Source organism: Variovorax sp. 20P10.2.4 (genome assembly GCF_058244205.1).
Map to the genome: position 1 here is coordinate 1 of NZ_JBZAYE010000126.1, position 15,643 is coordinate 15,643.

Sequence of the window (15,643 nt, forward strand, 5' to 3'; positions counted from 1 at the left end):
GCAGGAGCGGCACCAGCAGCACGGCGAACACCGTCCGTAACAACTTCCCGAAGCGGGACGGCGGCCGGCGCGGGCCAGGGGAGGAGGGTGGTTGCACGGTGGGGAGTTGGGGGCGTGGAGCGGTCGGACAAGTGTCCGCGCCGGATGGCCGGACGCCATTTTCACTATGGCAAACTCGCGCGCTTCATTCGACCAACGCGACCGGCCGGCCGGTCGCAGCGACAGGGACGCCACTCAGCAATGCAGAAAATCATTCGCCAGCTCGCCGCCGAAATCAAGGTGGGCGAGCATCAGGTGAAGGCCGCCGTCGAACTGCTCGACGGGGGCGCCACGGTTCCATTCATCGCGCGCTACCGCAAGGAAGCCACCGACGGCCTCGACGACACCCAGCTGCGCGAGCTCGAGGCGCGCCTGAGCTACCTGCGCGAACTCGAGGACCGTCGCGCCGCGGTGGTCAAGGCCATCGACGAGCAGGGCAAGCTCACGCCCGAACTGCGCGCCGCGATCGAACTCGCGCCGACCAAGCAGGAGCTGGAAGATCTGTACCTGCCGTTCAAGCAGAAGCGCCGCACCAAGGGCCAGATCGCGCGCGAGTTCGGCATCGAGCCGCTGGCCGACAAGCTGCTGGCCGACCCCACGCTCGATCCCGCCGTGGAGGCCAAGGCCTTCCTGCAGCCCGCCACCACGCTCGACGACGGCAAGCCCGGCCCCGATTTCTCGACCGTGCCCGCCGTGCTCGACGGCGTGCGCGACATCCTCTCGGAACGCTGGGCCGAGGACGCCGTGCTGGTGCAGCGCCTGCGCGAATGGCTCTGGAACGAAGGCCTGCTCAAGTCCAGCCTGATGAGCGGCAAGGACGAGAACAACGCCGACGTCGCCAAGTTCCGCGACTACTTCGACTACGACGAGCCGATCGGCCGCGTGCCCTCGCACCGCGCGCTGGCCGTGTTCCGCGGCCGCGCGCTCGACATCCTCGACGCCAAGCTGGTGCTGCCGGTGGAGCCCGAGCCGGGCAAGCCCAGCGTCGCCGAAGGCCGCATCGCGCTGCACCTGGGCTGGAGCCATGCCGGCCGCCCGGCCGACGACCTGCTGCGCAAGTGCGTGGCCTGGACCTGGCGCGTGAAGCTCGCGCTGTCGACCGAGCGCGACCTGTTCACGCGCCTGCGCGAGGACGCCGAGAAGGTCGCGATCAAGGTCTTCGCCGACAACCTGCGCGACCTGTTGCTGGCCGCACCGGCCGGCCCGCGCGTGGTGATGGGCCTGGACCCCGGCATCCGCACCGGCGTGAAGGTGGCGGTGGTCGATGCCACCGGCAAGCTGGTCGAGACCGCGACCGTGTTCCCGCACGAGCCGCGCAAGGACTGGGAAGGGTCGCTGCACACCCTCGGCAAGCTCAGCGCCAAGCACGGCGTGAACCTGATCGCCATCGGCAACGGCACCGCCAGCCGCGAGACCGACAAGCTCGCCGCCGACCTGATCAAGCTGCTCGCCAAGATGGCGGCCCAGGCCAGCGCGCCCGAGATGAAGGTCGACAAGGTGGTGGTCAGCGAGGCCGGCGCCTCGGTCTATTCGGCCAGCGAATTCGCGGCCCTCGAAATGCCCGACGTCGACGTCAGCCTGCGCGGCGCCGCTTCCATCGCGCGCCGGCTGCAGGACCCGCTGGCCGAGCTCGTGAAGATCGATCCCAAGAGCATCGGCGTGGGCCAGTACCAGCATGACGTGAACCAGAGCGAGCTCGCGCGCACCCTGCAGGCCGTGGTCGAGGACTGCGTGAACTCGGTGGGCGTGGACCTCAACACCGCGAGCGTGCCGCTCTTGAGCCGCGTCTCGGGCCTGTCCTCGGCCGTGGCCAAGGCCGTGGTGCGCTGGCGCGATGCCAACGGCGCCTTCGGCACCCGCAAGCAGCTGCTCGAGGTCACGGGCTTCGGCCCGAAGGCCTTCGAGCAGAGCGCGGGTTTCCTGCGCATCCGCGGCGGCACCGATCCGCTCGACGTCACCGGCGTGCATCCCGAGACCTATCCGCTGGTCGAGCAGATCATCGTCAAGACCGGCAAGCCGATTGCCGAGCTGATGGGCCGCGCCGACATGCTCAAGACGCTCAAGCCCGAGCTGTTCGCCAACGAGAAGTTCGGCGTCATCACCGTCAAGGACATCCTCGGCGAACTCGAGAAGCCCGGCCGCGACCCGCGCCCCGACTTCAAGGTGGCGCGCTTCAACGACGGCGTGGAGGACATCGCCGACCTGCAGGAGGGCATGATCCTCGAGGGCACCGTGAGCAACGTCGCCCAGTTCGGCGCCTTCATCGACCTCGGCGTGCACCAGGACGGCCTGGTCCACGTGAGCCAGCTGAGCCACAAGTTCGTCAACGACGCGCGCGAGGTCGTGAAGACCGGCGACATCGTCAAGGTGAAGGTGATGGAGGTCGACGTGGCGCGCAAGCGCATCGGCCTGTCGATGAAGCTCGACGCCGCGCCCGCGCGCCGCGACGGCCCGCGCGACAACCGTTTCGAAGGCGCCGGCCGCGGCCAGCAGCCGCGCCGCGACAACACGCCGCAGCCTTCGGGGCAGATGGCGAATGCGTTTGCGAAGCTGCAGGGGTTGCGCAAGTAATCCGCGCGACGCGCACGGATCCTGCTGATGGCCCTGGCATGAAAGCCCTGCGCATCTACGCCGGCCCCGCCGCGCGCCGGCACATCGAGGCCCAGGGCCTGCGGCCGCAGGATGTGCGCACGATCCCCGGCGCGGCCGGCGGTCCCAAGGGGCTGATCCTCGGGCCGATCGACCGCTTCGTCTTCGGCGAGTGGCTCGCGCAATCGGACCAGCCGGTGCACCTGGTGGGCGCGTCGATCGGCGCCTGGCGGCTGGCCACGGCCTGCCTCGGCGATCCGGTCGCGGCCTTCGAGCGCTTCGAGCACGACTACGTGCGCCAGCAGTTCGAGGTGCCGCCGGGACAGAAGCGGCTGAGCCCGCACCAGCTGAGCGAACGCTTCGCCGAGAGCCTGCAGGCCTTCTATGGCGGGCGCATCGGCGAGGTGCTCGCGCATCCGCGCTACCGGCTGCACGTGGTGACCTCGCGCGGGCGCCACATCCTCGGGCGCGAGGGCAGGGCGCGCACGCCGGTCGGCTACCTCGGCGCCTTCGCGTCGAACAGCGTGCACCGCAAGACACTGGGCGCCTGGCTCGAGCGCTGCGTGTTCTCCACGCCCGGCGCCGAGCTGCCCTTCGGCACGCGCGACTTCCGCACCCGCCAGCATGCGCTGCGCGAGGACAACTTCAACCTGGTGCTGCAGGCCTCGTGCTCGATCCCGTTCCTGCTGGCCGCGGTGCACGACATCCCGGGCGCGCCGCGCGGCGCCTACTGGGACGGCGGCATCACCGACTACCACCTGCACCTCGACTACCAGCCGGTCGACGACGGCCTGGTGCTGTACCCGCACTTCCAGCGCGCGGTGGTGCCGGGCTGGCTCGACAAGGGGCTGCGCTGGCGCCACAAGTCCACGGGCTTCCTCGACCGCATGGTGGTGCTCGCGCCCGATCCCGACTGGGTGAAGACCCTGCCCAACGGCAAGCTGCCCGATCGCAAGGACTTCATCCATTTCCAGAACGACGCGCAGGCGCGCATCGCTGCCTGGACGCGGGCCACGCGCGAGGCCGAGCGGCTGTCGGACGAATTGCAGGAATGGCTGGCGCGCGGCAGCGCCGCCGAGATCCTTCCGCTCTGAGCGGCGCGCGCCACCGCGCGCCGGGCAAACCCTGAACGGGCACGCGGCCCGCGCTTCGAGAATGGCCCGCATGCCGTCCGGCCCGGACGGCCCACAACAAGCAGGAGACCGTTCCCGATGCCCCATGCCCTGATGTCGCGCCGCCGCTTCGCCATCGCCACCTCCGCCGCCGGTGCGGCCGCCACGTTCGGCCTGCCGGTGCTCGCGCAGAGCGCCTGGCCCAACAAGCCGATCCGCATCGTCGTGCCCTACACGCCCGGCGGCTTCACCGACCAGATGGCGCGGCTGGTGCAGATCGGATTGCAGACCCGGCTGGGCCAGCCGGTGCTGATCGACAACAAGCCCGGCGCCAACAGCCTGATCGGTGTGGATGCGGTCGCCAAGGCCGCGCCCGACGGCAGCACCTTCGGCGTGGTGATCGCGGCCTACGCGGCCAACACCTCGCTCTATCCGAAGCTGCCCTACGACCCGCGCAAGGACCTCGCGGGCGTGTCGCTGATGGGCGTGTCGCCGCTGCTCGCGGCGGTCAACCTCGACGCGCCGTTCAAGACCGCGCGCGAGCTGATCGACTACGCGCGCGCGAATCCCGGCAAGGTGAGCTTCGGCTCGTCGGGCAATGGCTCGGCCGCGCACCTCACGACCGAGCTGTGGAAGTCGCTCACCAAGACCTACATGATCCACATCCCGTACCGCGGCGCGGTGCCGGCGCTGACCGATCTGATGGGCGGGCAGATCCAGCTCTTCTTCGATGCACCCACCGGGCTCATCAACCAGGCCAAGGCCGGCAAGATCCGGCTGATCGGCGTGGCGGGCGACAAGCGGCTGCCCGCGGTGCCGGACGTGCCGACCTTCATCGAGCAGGGCTTCGCGGGCTTCACCGGCAGCACCTGGGCCGGCATGCTCGCGCCGGCCGGCACGCCGCGCGAGATCGTCAAGCGCATGTCGGACGAGGTGGCGCGCATCATCAAGAGCGACGAGACGCGCGCGAAGCTCGATGCGATGGGCACCTTTCCGGCTGGCGGCACGCCCGAGGAGTTCGATGCCTTCATCGCGTCGGAGACCGCGAAGTGGGGCGCGGTGATCCGCACCGCGGGCGTGAAGGCCGAGTAGCCATCGCTGGCACGGCGGGTGCTTGCCCGCCGTCCATGAAGCACTTCATCGTCGAGATCGACTACCTCGTGCCCCTGGCACGCATCCAGGAATCCGTGCCCGCGCATCGCGCCTACCTGCAGTTGGGCTACGACGCCGGCCTGCTGCTGTGCTCGGGCCCGAAGGTGCCGGCCACCGGCGGCTTCATGCTGGCGCGCGCGGAGTCGCTCGAACAGTTGCAGGCCTTCTTCCTCGACGACCCGTTCAACCGCGAACAGCTCGCGCGCTTCGCTTTCAGCGAATTCCAGCCGGTGAAGCGCCAGTCTTGGGCCGAGGACTGGTTCGCTGCGTCGTCCGCCCCGGCGGATTGAGGCATCACACCTTGTCAGCGGCTCAGGCCGCCAGCACCAGCACCTTGAACTGGCTCGGCACGATCCGCATGCCGACGATGTTGCAGCGGTTCTGCACCGACAGGCTGGTCATGCGCGTGCACGGCGTGCCCTTGAGCAGCACGGTGAAGGCGCCCGTGATGTGGCGCGAGGGCCCCATCACTGTCTGCGAGACCACGCCCATCAGCACGCCCGCGTTGTCGCCGTTGGTGATCGGCGTGACGGTCGCCATGTTGTGGGCCGGCGTGCCGCCGTAGAGGATGTTCCAGGCGTTGGGAATCGCCGTCGGGCCGAGCGCGATGTTGGGGTAGGGGATCGGCAATGCCGGCGGCGTCTTGCAGACGTCGGGGAAGGCGAGGTCGACGCCCATCATCTGTGCGTTGGCGAACATGGTGGCTGTTCCTTTCTGGCTGTCGTCGGTGGTCGATGGCGCGGGTCAGCCCATGTGGATCTGCTCGGCATCCACCTTGACCAGCCCCTTGCTGCTCACCAGCGTATTCTTCGCGTGCAGCCGCAGGGTCTCTTCCGCTTGGTAGTCGATCTGCCCCGCGCGCACCTGCTCGACCTCCTCGGTGAGCCTGAAACTCGAGCGCGTGAGCACGTTGAGCCGGTCGAGCACGGTCTCGCAGGTGCGGCCGACGAAGCGCGCGAGCAGCGTGGTGATGCGCACTTCGCCGCCGCGGTAGTCCATCTCGCCGACCTCGAGCCGTGCCTTGCGCGCCTGCAGATCGAGTTCGGGCGCGGCCAGTTCGAGCCGGGTGCCGGCCTGCAGCGTGAGCACGCCGTCGACCGCGAGCCGCGCCTGTGCCGGGTCGGCCTGCGTGATGACGGCGATCAGGTAGGCCTGGTCGCGCCGCGGTCCGGCCACCAGCACCGTGTCGCCGACCGAGGGCTGCAGCAGGCAACTCGCGGCGCGCGGGCAGTGCCAGCGTTCGCCGCCGGCCTGTGCCTCGACGAGGAAGGCATCGCCGGGCAGCGCCTGCAGCACGGTGCCGAGGGCGTTGCCGGTCCAGGCGGCGCGCGCGGGCAGTGGGCGGCGCAGCAAGGTCTGCATGTCCGGCGCGTCGTGCGCGGTAGGAGCGGAGGCGCGTTCACGCAGGGCGGCAGGGCTCATGGTGCGAGGTCCTCGAGGTCGTCGGAAGTGGAAGGCAGCGGCCGGCCGAAACCGTCGCGGCCCGCGCGTTGCGGGCGGTCCTGGCGCGCGGCCGAGAAGCGTTCGGCCTCGAACAGGGCCGGGTCGCTGTCGAGCACGCCGCCGCGGTCGCCCCATCGGGTGCCGGACTGCAGCGCGCGGTGCATCTGCGTGCGCTCGAAGAAGGCGCCGCGCAGGTCGGCCTCGCCGAGGTCGGCATAGGCGAAGTCCGCATACACGAGCCGGCTGCGCGCGAACGAGGTGCGCCGGCACTGCGCGCGGTGGAACACGCACTGCTCGAGCCGCGCATCCGACAGGTCGGCGTCGTCGAGCCGCGCACCGACCCACAGGCTCTGGTCGAAATGCCCGCCGCGCGCATCGGCGTGGCGCAGGTCGGCCTCGGGAAACAGGCACTGCGGCGCATGCACCGCGGTGAGCAGCGCGCGCGCGAGCTTCGCGCCCTTGAAGTTGCACTGGATCAGCGTCGCGCGGTCGAAGTTGCTGCCGCCGAGGTCGGCATCGATGAACTGGCAGAGCCGGAACTGCTGGCCCGAGAAGTCCTGGCCCGCGAGATCGGCCTCGCTGAAGATCACGTTGTGGAAGCTGGCGCCCGTGAAGCGCGCGCCGCGCAGCGCGGCCCGGTAGTAGACGGTGGTGTTCAGCGCCACCGCGTCGAAGCGGGTGCCGGCCAGGCTCGACTCGCCGAACACGGCCTTCGTGAGTTCGGCCCCCGCGAAGCTCGCGCCATCGAGCCGGCTCTGGTGAAAGGCCGCGAGATCGGCCCGGGCCTCGGCGGCATCCATCTCGTGCAACTCGCAGTCGCTGAAGGCCGCGCGGCTCATCGTGGCGCCGCGCAGACTCGCGCGTGCCAGGCTGCAGCGATGGAAGCCCGCGCGCTGCAGGTCGGCCGCGTCGAGCACGGCGCCGTCGAAGCGGCAGGCATCGAAGGCCGATTCCGCGAGCTTCGCGCCGCGCAGGCTGGCGTTGGAGAAATCGCAGTCGCGCAGGGCGCCACCGCTCAAATCCAGGCCATCGAATCGCATGCCCTGGAAGTCCTGCCGCTCGATGAATTCGCCGCCGCGCAGTTTCAGGGCCAGGGTTTCCGGCGTCATTGCACCGGGTCCGCCGCGCGGCGCGGCAGCGTCTTGGCCTGTTCGAGGTAGGCGCCGTGGGTGTCGGTCACCGTGTCGATCACGGTCTGCGAGACATCGGCACGGAACAGGTTGGCTTCGCGCAGGTCGCAGGAAAGCAGGCGGGATTTCTGCAGATGGGCATTCATGAGATTGGCGCCGCGCAGCGAGGCCTGCGTGAAGTCGGCGCGGATGAACAGGCTGTCGGGGGCATCGATGGCGCTGAGGTCGGCGCCGGTCAGCACGCAGCCCGAGAGATCGCAGGTGTCGAGCGTGGCGCGCACGAAGCGCGCGCCCTCGAGCTGCATCTCGCGCAGGCTGCAATGGACCAGCGTGGCGCCTTCGAAATCGACCGTGCGCAGGCTGCTGGTGCCGACGAAGCAGGTGGTGCGCAGCGTGGCGCCGCGAAAGCTCACGCGCCGGTCGGCCACGGTGTGGGCCCAGGCGCAGGCTTCGAGCGAAGCGCCCGCGAAGTCCAGGCCCTCGACCTCGCAGGCAATGAGGCCGAACTTGTGCAGCGTGGCGCCGCGAAAGCTGCAGTCCACGAGCCGACTGCCTTCGAGCACGGTCACGTAGTCGAAGTGCGCATCGTCGAAGCGGCAGCCCTCGAAGTGCATGCCGAACAGGTTCAGCTGCGCGAGTTGCGCGCCGCCGAAATCGCAGTGCTCGAAGCGGCTCTTCTCGCTCGTGGTCTCGGACAGCCGGGCGTACGCGAACGAGGTGCGCTCGCAGCGCGCGAGGCTCAGGTTGGCGCGGTCGAGCACGCAGTGGGCCAGCGAGGCATGCGCGAGGTTCGCGCGCACCAGCACCGCCTCGGTGGCATCGGCGCCATCGAGCTGCGCACCCGCGAGCGACGCGCTCTCGAGCAGGGTGCGGTGCAGCCGGGCGCCGCGCAGGTCGATGCCGGAGAGGTCGGCGCCGGTCAGGTCCAGGCCCGAGAGATCGCGCGTGGTCGCCATGAGCTGCAGCACGCGTTCGCGCGCCTCGGCCGCGCGCACAGCGTCCATCGCATCGGCCGCGCTCTGGTGCTGGGCGCCGAGCCGGTACATGTCGATCAGGCCGCGGCGGCCGTTCTCGGCCGCCTGCTCGAGCGCGCGCTGCTGCTCGGGCGGCATCTGCGGGCTGCGCGTGGCGGGCGCGATGCCCAGCAGGCCCTGCATCACGGTCTTCGCATCGAAGGCCGGTGGGCCCTTGACCTCGGTGCGCTGCGCGCCGTCGACCATCTCGCCGGTGTCGAAGCCGACCTTGCGTGACTCGGGCGCGTTGGCCTTCGCATGCCGCGCGAGGTCGCGGCGGCCGTCCTCGAGCTTCTGCAACTGTTCGCGCTCGTAGGCCTTGGCGCGCTCCATGAACACGGGCAGCTCGCTGAGGCTGGGCCGCCTGGTGAAGGGCTCGGGCACCGCGCGTTCCTTGAAGTGGCGCGGCTTGTGGCCGGCGGCCACGCCCTTGTCGGCGAGGTCCTCGCGCAGCGTGCGCGCGCGTTCGCGCATGTTGCGCACCAGGGGCGATTCCTCGTCCTCGAGCTGGTCGATCCAGGGGCCGATGGTCTCGGCGGGCAGCAGCTCCTCGTCGCGGAAGGTGTGGAGCGCGCCGGTCTCGGGGTCGCTGCGGCGCTGCAGGATCTCGAGGTAGTGGGCCAGCGGGCGCGGCGCATCGGCGGCGCGCTCGATCGCGGGCATGAGGTGCGTGATGTCGGCGGCGTCGTCTTCGGCGATCGCGGTCTCGCCATGGAAGATCAGCGCGATCTGTTCGCGGTGCGGGAAGAACCAGGCCGTGGTGAGCCGCAGCTCGACCTCGTCGAAATGTTCGGGCTCGTCGCTGCCGGGCTGCGCCTTGCGCGCCACGAAGCCGCGCGCGCGCCAGTCGGGCAACCGGCCGCGCTGCACGGGCTGCGCGGGATGCATGTTCCAGAGCTCGTAGGGCGTGCCGCCCGCGATGCAGTCGGCCTGGGGCCAGCGCTGCTCGGGCGCGGCGGCGTTGAAGAGGCGCCAGTCCATGTCCTGCGCGAAGCCGGGGAACAGGTGCTCGCGCCAATGAGCGCCGTAGTCGCTGCCGATCAGCCGCATGCGCGCGGGCCAGCTCACGTCGATGGCGCCGAGGCAGGCCGGCTCCATCTCGCGGCCCGGATGGTCGATGCGGCGCTGCGGATGCTCGACGTTGGGCAGCCGCTGCACCCACAGCCCATTAACCAGTTCGGGCTGGTGGCCGATGCCCAGCGGGTTGTCGGCAAAGGTCGGGCCGCCATAGGCGCGGCTCCAGTCCAGCCGCATCGATTCGAAGGGCTGCGGCGCGCTCGCGCGGCCATCGACCCAGTAGCGGTCGCCGAACACCACCAGCTGCCGCGCCAGCGCGCCCACGCGCAGCTCGACCGCGCAGGCCGTCTTTTCGGCCTGGTGATGGGTGTAGGCATGGCCGGTGGCCAGGAATTCGGCGCAGGCCTTGGGCATGCCGAGGTCGATGGCGCCGGTGGGGCCGAGTTCTTCGGACACCGTCTTCCAGAATTCGGTCTCGGGCAGCAGCACCGGCTGTTCGCCCATCGACACCATGCCCATCACCGTGAGCGCCAGGCGCTGATGGCCTTGTCGCAGGAACGGGCGCGTGATGACGCTCAGCCGCAGGGGTTTGACTGTTTTCACGGCAGGACGCGCGCTCAGTGCGAGGCGCGCGGAATCTCGAGCGGCGTGCGCGCGCGGTCGATGGCGAAGATGGAGGCGTCGTCCGGATCGCGCAGCAGGTGCACCGGCTTGCCGGGCACGGCGAACTGCGGCAGCAGTCCTTCGTCGATCAGCGTGCGCACGATGGCGGGACGCTCCTCGACGACGGCGTCGGCGCCGATCACGCGCAGCGAGAGCTCGACGGCATACACGGTCTGGCCCTGCGAGCCGCCGCGCGAGAGCTCATTCTCGGAACGCTTGAGCGACTCGACCACGGCCTGCGCGGGAATGCCGGTCTGCGCCAGCCGTTCCCAGGTCTTGGCCTCGGCCGAATAGGCGCGGTTCTCGCGCGTGGCCACGATCACGACCGACACCGCCACCAGCAGCATCGAGCCCATCAGCACCGCGAAGACGATCCACAGGAGAATTTCCATCGTTGCCGGGTGCGTCAGACCACCAGGGTCAGCACCTTGAACTTCGCCGCCAGGCCGCCGGTCGCGATCAGCATGCCCTTCTGGGCGATCTTCAGGCCCGTGGTGCTGATCTTCAGCGGCGCGTTCTTCAGCGAGAAGATGGCCACGTCGATCTTGACCGTCGCGAGCTGCGCGTTGAGCGCCGCGTAGTACTGCAGCCGCGCGCCCCACACGTCCAGCGACATCCCCACCAGGCTCAGCCGGAAGCCCACGCCACCCACGCGCGCGAGCCGCCAGTCGCCGCTCGATGCGTAGTTGTTGTTGTAGACGGTGGAGTTGTTGGTGTAGTTGTTGGTCGTGTTGTTGTAGGTGGTCGAGGTCGTGTTGTAGACGTTGGTGTTGATGACGTGCTGCGTCGTGTTGTGGATGTGGTTCGTGGTGTTGAAGGTCACGTCGGGCGAGGTGTGCACCGTCGGGCCGGTCACGATGGTGGTCGAGGGGCCGTTGACCGTCGTGTTGTTGACGGTGTTGATGGTGTCGTTGCGCCCGCCGCTCACGAAGCGGATCTCCTGGCCGTCGATGGTGCCGTGGAAGCCGCCGGTGATCGCGAGGTTCACGCCGCCGGTGATGGTGTCGTTCAGGCCGCCGGCCAGGTTGCGGTTCTTGCCGCCCGTGATGCGCTGGTTCACGCCGCCGCTGATGGTCTCGCTGAAGCCGCCGGTCACGTCGCGCGTGTCGCCGCCGGTGATGGTCTCCTGCGCGCCCGCGGTGATGTCGCGCGTCTCGCCGTCCTGGTAGGTGGCCGACTCGTGGCCCTTGATCAGCGTGGTGCGGGTGCCGTCGGTGGTGTGGGTCTCGTCGGCCTCGACCTCCACGTCGAGGTTGCGTTCGGCATGCAGCAGGATCTGCTCGGCGCCGGTGCGGTCCTCGAAGCGCAGCATGTTCGCCTGGTTGGCCGCGCCGCCTTCGCTCGAACGCGTGAGGATGCCGCTGGCCGTGGCGTTGGCCGGCAGTTCCCACGGCGGCATCTGGTCGCTGTTGTAGACGCGGCCCGTGATGATCGGCCGGTCGGGCTCGCCGCCGATGAAGTCGACGATGACCTCCTGGCCCACGCGCGGCATGTGCATGGTGCCGAAGTTCGCGCCGGCCCAGCTGCTCGACACGCGCACCCAGCAGGAGCTGTTCTCGTCGGCCTGGCCGTAGCGGTCCCAGCGGAACTGCAGCTTCACGCGGCCGAAGCGGTCGGTCCAGATCTCCTGCGGGCCGACCACGGTGGCGGTCTGCGGTCCGCTGGTGCGCGGGCGCGGCGTCTTGCGCGCGGGCCGGTAGACCACGGAGGAGGGCAGCACGGTGAAGTCGAACTCGCACACCGATTCGGCGCTGCCGCCGCTCGAGTACTCGGGCTCCTGCAGGTCGTAGCGGGTCTCGGTGACCAGGTACTCGCGGTTGTCGGCTTCGCGCGGGCAATGCGTGAGCGAGAACAGGTAGCCGGGCGCCATGCCCGCCACGTTGGTGTGGCCCGCGGCCAGCTCGTGCGCGCACTGCAGCTCCTGCAGGCGGATGCGCGCATAGGTGTCGCCCTGCTGGTGCTCGCTGTAGCCGCTCAGCCATTCGTAGACCTCGTACGAGGCATGGTCGTGGCCCTTGGGGTCCTGCTGCACGCTCTGCAGCGAGGCGCGCGACTTGCGGAAATCGAAGTCGTCGAGCATCACGCGGCCCGAGGTGATCTGCTCGGCCACGCGCCAGCGATCGATGCAGGGCTCGAGCGCGTCGACCACGCGATCGCGCGGCCGGTACGGGATGCTGGCGTAGCCGGGCAGCGGCCGGTAGGCGCCGGCATCGTCGGCCAGCACCAGCAGGTGCGAGCCGTTCGAATGCTCGAAGTGGTAGGAGATGCCTTCGTGCTCCATGAGCCGGCTCGCGAAGGCGAAGTCGCTCTCCTGGTACTGCACGCAGTTCTCCCAGCTGCGGTAGCTGCCGGTCAGGCGCTTCTCGTACTCGAAGCCGTACTTGCCGAGCACCTCGTCGAGCACCTCGGGCACGCTGCGGTTCTGGAAAATGCGGCTGTCGGTGGTGCGCGTGAGGTACCAGAGCCAGGGCTGCACCAGCGCGCGGTAGACGTAGTGGCGGCCGGTCTCGTTGGCGCGGCCCAGCAGTTCGAAGCGCACCACGGTGCCGTTGAGGAAGCGCGGGCCGGCGTCGTCCGAGACCTCGATGCTCAGCGAGGTGCCCAGCAGCGTCTTCAGGTCGAGGTTGAAGCTGGTGCTGACCATGTCGACCTCGAACTCGAAGAGTCGGGAGAGGCCTTCCTGTCCCCGCATCGCGCGAAACTTCAACTGCTCGGCGCTCAGTGCGGTGTGGACCCGGATGGTTCGCGTCATTCGAAGGTGTTCCCTGTTCTCGAAGGACCCGGCGGGTGCGGGTCGTCGAGGCCAGTCTAGGAAGCCCTCATGTCATCGACATGACGCGATGGCGCATGCGGCGCGCTAAGACCGCGCGCTTAAGACGAACTGTTTATAAGGCCGGGGTCGGCGCCCCGGCCCGGCCTCACATCGAGGCTTCGAGCATCGCGCGGTAGTCGTCGCGCGTGGCCAGCCGCGGATTGGTCTTGTGGCAGTGGTCGGCCATCGCGCCGTCGATGATCTGCTCGAACAGCGCGGGCGTCACGCCCACTTCGGCCAGGCCCTTGGGCAGGCCTAGGCGCGCGTTCATGTCGCGGATCGCATCGCCGAGGTCGCCGGCCGAATCGAGGTGCATGGCCTGCGCCATGCGCTGCAGCCGCTGCTCCTTCTGCACCGACTCGGCGCCGGCGTTGAAGTGGATCACCGCGGGCAGGAACAGCGCGTTGAGCGTGCCGTGGTGCAGGCGCGGATCGACGCCGCCGAGGCTGTGGCTCAGCGAGTGCACGCAGCCCAGGCCCTTCTGGAACGCCATCGCGCCCTGCATCGAGGCGCTCATGAGGTTGAGGCGCGCCTCGCGGTCGCTGCCGTCCTTGGTGGCGCGCTCGATGTGGCCCCAGGCGCGCTCGAGGCCGTCGAGGCCGATGCCGTCGGCCGGCGGGTTGAAGGCGGCCGACATGAAGGTCTCCATGCAGTGCGCGATCGCGTCCATGCCGGTGGCGGCGGTCAGGCGCGGCGGCAGGCCGAGCGTGAGCTCGGGGTCGCAGATCGCGGCCTTGGGCATCAGGAACCAGCTGTGGAAGCCGAGCTTGCGGTGGTCGTCGACGATCACGATCGCGCCGCGCGCGACCTCGCTGCCCGTGCCGCTGGTGGTGGGCACCGCGATCAGCGGCACCGCGCGCTCGGTGATCTTGGGCGAGCCGCCCTCGATGGTGGCGTAGGTCTTGAGCGGACCTTCGTGCGTGGCCGCGATCGCCACGCCCTTGGCGCAGTCGATGGCCGAGCCGCCGCCCACGGCGATCAGGCCGTCGCAGCGGCCGCTGCGGTAGAGCTCGACGGCCGCGCGCACCGCGGCCTCGGTCGGGTTGGACGGGGTCTGGTCGAAGATCGTGACCTCGAGGTCGGCGATGGCGTCGATCGCCTTCTGCAGGATGCCGGCCGCGCGCACGCCGGCGTCGGTCACGATCAGCGGGCGGTTGATGCCGATGCGCGCGCACTCGCTCGACAGCAGCTTCACCGCGCCGAATTCGAACTGGATCTGGGTCAGGTATTGGATGAGGGCCATGGGTGGGGGAGGGGTTCCGGAGCTTGCGGGCAGTACGATGGCGGACCATCGAATCTACCGAAACTATCAGGAGGGAGGCACCTTGCACACGAAGAAAACCCTTGCCGCTGTCGCGCTCGGCACAGCGATCGCCGTGCTGTCCGCCGCACCGGCGCTGGCGGCCTGCCTCAGCGACGAACAGGTCGCCGATTTCGCGGCCGCGCTCGAGGCCCACCGGCCCGCGGCCGACCTCGAGAACATGGGCGAGACCGATGCCTCCTGCACGCGCGCGAAGCTCAATGCGCTGCATGCGCGCAAGCACGGCCCGGTGGTCGGCTACAAGGCCGGGCTCACCAATCCCGCGGTGCAGAAGCGCTTCAACTACGACCAGCCGGTGTGGGGCGTGCTCTACCGCGACATGGTGCTCGACACCGGCGCGGTGGTCGATGCCGCCTTCGGCGCGCGGCCGCTGTTCGAGGCCGACATGCTGGTGCGCGTGAAGAGCGCCGACATCAACGCCGCGAAGACGCCGGCCGAGGTGCTCGCCGCCATCGACCAGGTGATCCCCTTCATCGAGCTGCCCGATCTCGCGGTGCAGACCCCGCCCAAGCTCGGCGGCCCGGGCCTCGCGGCCATCAACGTGGCGGCGCGCCTGGGCGTCAAGGGCGTGGCGATCGAGGTGCCCGCCGACGGCGCGGGCCAGGCCGTGCTGCTGCAGAGCCTGCGCGACATGACGGTGGTGATGAAGGACGGCGCCGGCAACGAACTCGCGCACGGCAAGGGCTCGGACATCCTCGAGCATCCGCTCAATGCCGTGGTGTGGCTGGCCGGCGCGCTCGGCAAGGAGGGCATCGCCATGAAGCCCGGCGACCTCATCAGCCTCGGTTCCTTCTCGCCGCTGCTGCCGCCCAAGGCGGGGCAGACGGTGCTCGTGACCTACGAAGGCCTGGCGCGCGCCCAGCCCGTGGTCGTTTCCTTCAAGTGACATGACGACGAATCCCACCGCACAACGACTTCCCCATCCGCTGACCGCCAAGATGGCCAGCGTGGTCGAGCGCATGGCGCGCGCCGGCCATCCCTCGCTCGACCAGCTCACGCCCGACGAGGCCAAGGCCTCGTACGAACGCGGCGCGGGCGTGCTCGAGGTGCCCAAGCCCGAGCTCGCGCGCATCGAGGACTTCGAGATCGCCGCGCGCGATGGCCATGCGATTCCCGCGCGGCTCTACGCGCCCTCGGCCGAGGTGCTGCCGGTGCTCATGTACTTCCACGGCGGCGGCTTCACGGTCGGCAACATCCGCACCCACGACACGCTGTGCCGCGTGCTGAGCAAGAAGAGTGGCTGCGCCGTGGTGTCGGTCGACTACCGGCTCGCGCCCGCGCACAAGTTCCCGACCGCTTCCGACGATGCGTGGGATGCCTTCGCCTTCGTCGCGCGCGAGGGTGCGAGCCTG

13 protein-coding genes are annotated in these 15,643 nt (G+C 69.8%); 6 read left to right on the forward strand and 7 right to left on the reverse strand.

Features of this window, described 5'->3' with window-relative positions; translation table 11 throughout:
- Positions 1 to 240 precede the first annotated feature (240 nt).
- The 4 genes from AC27VN_RS14670 to AC27VN_RS14685 all read left to right on the forward strand — a co-directional run bounded on the left by AC27VN_RS14670 (position 241) and on the right by AC27VN_RS14685 (position 5,182).
- Positions 241 to 2,610 carry a Tex family protein gene (locus tag AC27VN_RS14670; protein ID WP_490876984.1) on the forward strand — a complete coding sequence of 790 codons (2,370 nt, stop codon included), beginning with the start codon at positions 241 to 243 and terminating at the stop codon, positions 2,608 to 2,610.
- 38 nt (positions 2,611 to 2,648) lie between these two features.
- Entirely contained in the window at positions 2,649 to 3,722 is a 1,074-nt protein-coding gene (locus tag AC27VN_RS14675; RefSeq protein ID WP_208508017.1) for a patatin-like phospholipase family protein, read from the forward strand.
- Between the two features lie 117 nt (positions 3,723 to 3,839).
- Positions 3,840 to 4,832, forward strand: coding sequence for a tripartite tricarboxylate transporter substrate binding protein (locus AC27VN_RS14680; RefSeq protein ID WP_490876985.1), 993 nt, complete (start codon positions 3,840 to 3,842; stop codon positions 4,830 to 4,832).
- A gap of 35 nt (positions 4,833 to 4,867) precedes the next feature.
- Positions 4,868 to 5,182, forward strand: coding sequence for a YciI family protein (locus AC27VN_RS14685; protein ID WP_490876986.1), 315 nt, complete (start codon positions 4,868 to 4,870; stop codon positions 5,180 to 5,182).
- A gap of 22 nt (positions 5,183 to 5,204) precedes the next feature.
- Here AC27VN_RS14685 and AC27VN_RS14690 read toward each other — a convergent pair whose 3' ends face one another.
- From AC27VN_RS14690 to AC27VN_RS14720, 7 genes are all read right to left on the reverse strand, one after another.
- Positions 5,205 to 5,591: a DUF4150 domain-containing protein gene (locus tag AC27VN_RS14690; RefSeq protein ID WP_057590264.1), complete on the reverse strand. Its 387-nt coding sequence runs from the start codon at positions 5,589 to 5,591 to the stop codon at positions 5,205 to 5,207.
- Positions 5,592 to 5,636: 45 nt separating this feature from the next.
- Positions 5,637 to 6,314: a DUF3540 domain-containing protein gene (locus AC27VN_RS14695; protein WP_490876987.1), complete on the reverse strand. Its 678-nt coding sequence runs from the start codon at positions 6,312 to 6,314 to the stop codon at positions 5,637 to 5,639.
- A complete protein-coding gene (locus tag AC27VN_RS14700) occupies positions 6,311 to 7,444 on the reverse strand; it encodes a pentapeptide repeat-containing protein (RefSeq protein ID WP_490876988.1) in 1,134 nt (377 codons plus the stop codon). The genes AC27VN_RS14695 and AC27VN_RS14700 overlap by 4 nt, the downstream gene beginning before the upstream one ends.
- Positions 7,441 to 10,098 (reverse strand): DUF2169 family type VI secretion system accessory protein, encoded by a 2,658-nt coding sequence (locus AC27VN_RS14705; RefSeq protein ID WP_490876989.1) that lies wholly within the window; start codon positions 10,096 to 10,098, stop codon positions 7,441 to 7,443. Before AC27VN_RS14705 ends, AC27VN_RS14700 begins: the two co-directional genes overlap by 4 nt.
- A gap of 14 nt (positions 10,099 to 10,112) precedes the next feature.
- Positions 10,113 to 10,550 (reverse strand): hypothetical protein, encoded by a 438-nt coding sequence (locus AC27VN_RS14710; RefSeq protein WP_490876990.1) that lies wholly within the window; start codon positions 10,548 to 10,550, stop codon positions 10,113 to 10,115.
- 14 nt (positions 10,551 to 10,564) lie between these two features.
- Positions 10,565 to 12,910 (reverse strand): type VI secretion system Vgr family protein, encoded by a 2,346-nt coding sequence (locus AC27VN_RS14715; protein WP_490876991.1) that lies wholly within the window; start codon positions 12,908 to 12,910, stop codon positions 10,565 to 10,567.
- A 166-nt stretch (positions 12,911 to 13,076) separates the two neighbouring features.
- Positions 13,077 to 14,213 (reverse strand): iron-containing alcohol dehydrogenase, encoded by a 1,137-nt coding sequence (locus AC27VN_RS14720; RefSeq protein ID WP_490876992.1) that lies wholly within the window; start codon positions 14,211 to 14,213, stop codon positions 13,077 to 13,079.
- Positions 14,214 to 14,295: 82 nt separating this feature from the next.
- On the opposite strand from AC27VN_RS14720, the gene AC27VN_RS14725 reads away from it, so the two are divergent.
- Together AC27VN_RS14725 and AC27VN_RS14730 are read left to right on the forward strand one after the other, a co-directional pair.
- Entirely contained in the window at positions 14,296 to 15,177 is an 882-nt protein-coding gene (locus tag AC27VN_RS14725; protein ID WP_490876993.1) for a 2-keto-4-pentenoate hydratase, read from the forward strand.
- Between the two features lies 1 nt (position 15,178).
- The coding region (locus AC27VN_RS14730) for an alpha/beta hydrolase fold domain-containing protein (RefSeq protein WP_490876994.1) at positions 15,179 to 15,643 on the forward strand (465 nt) is incomplete at its 3' end.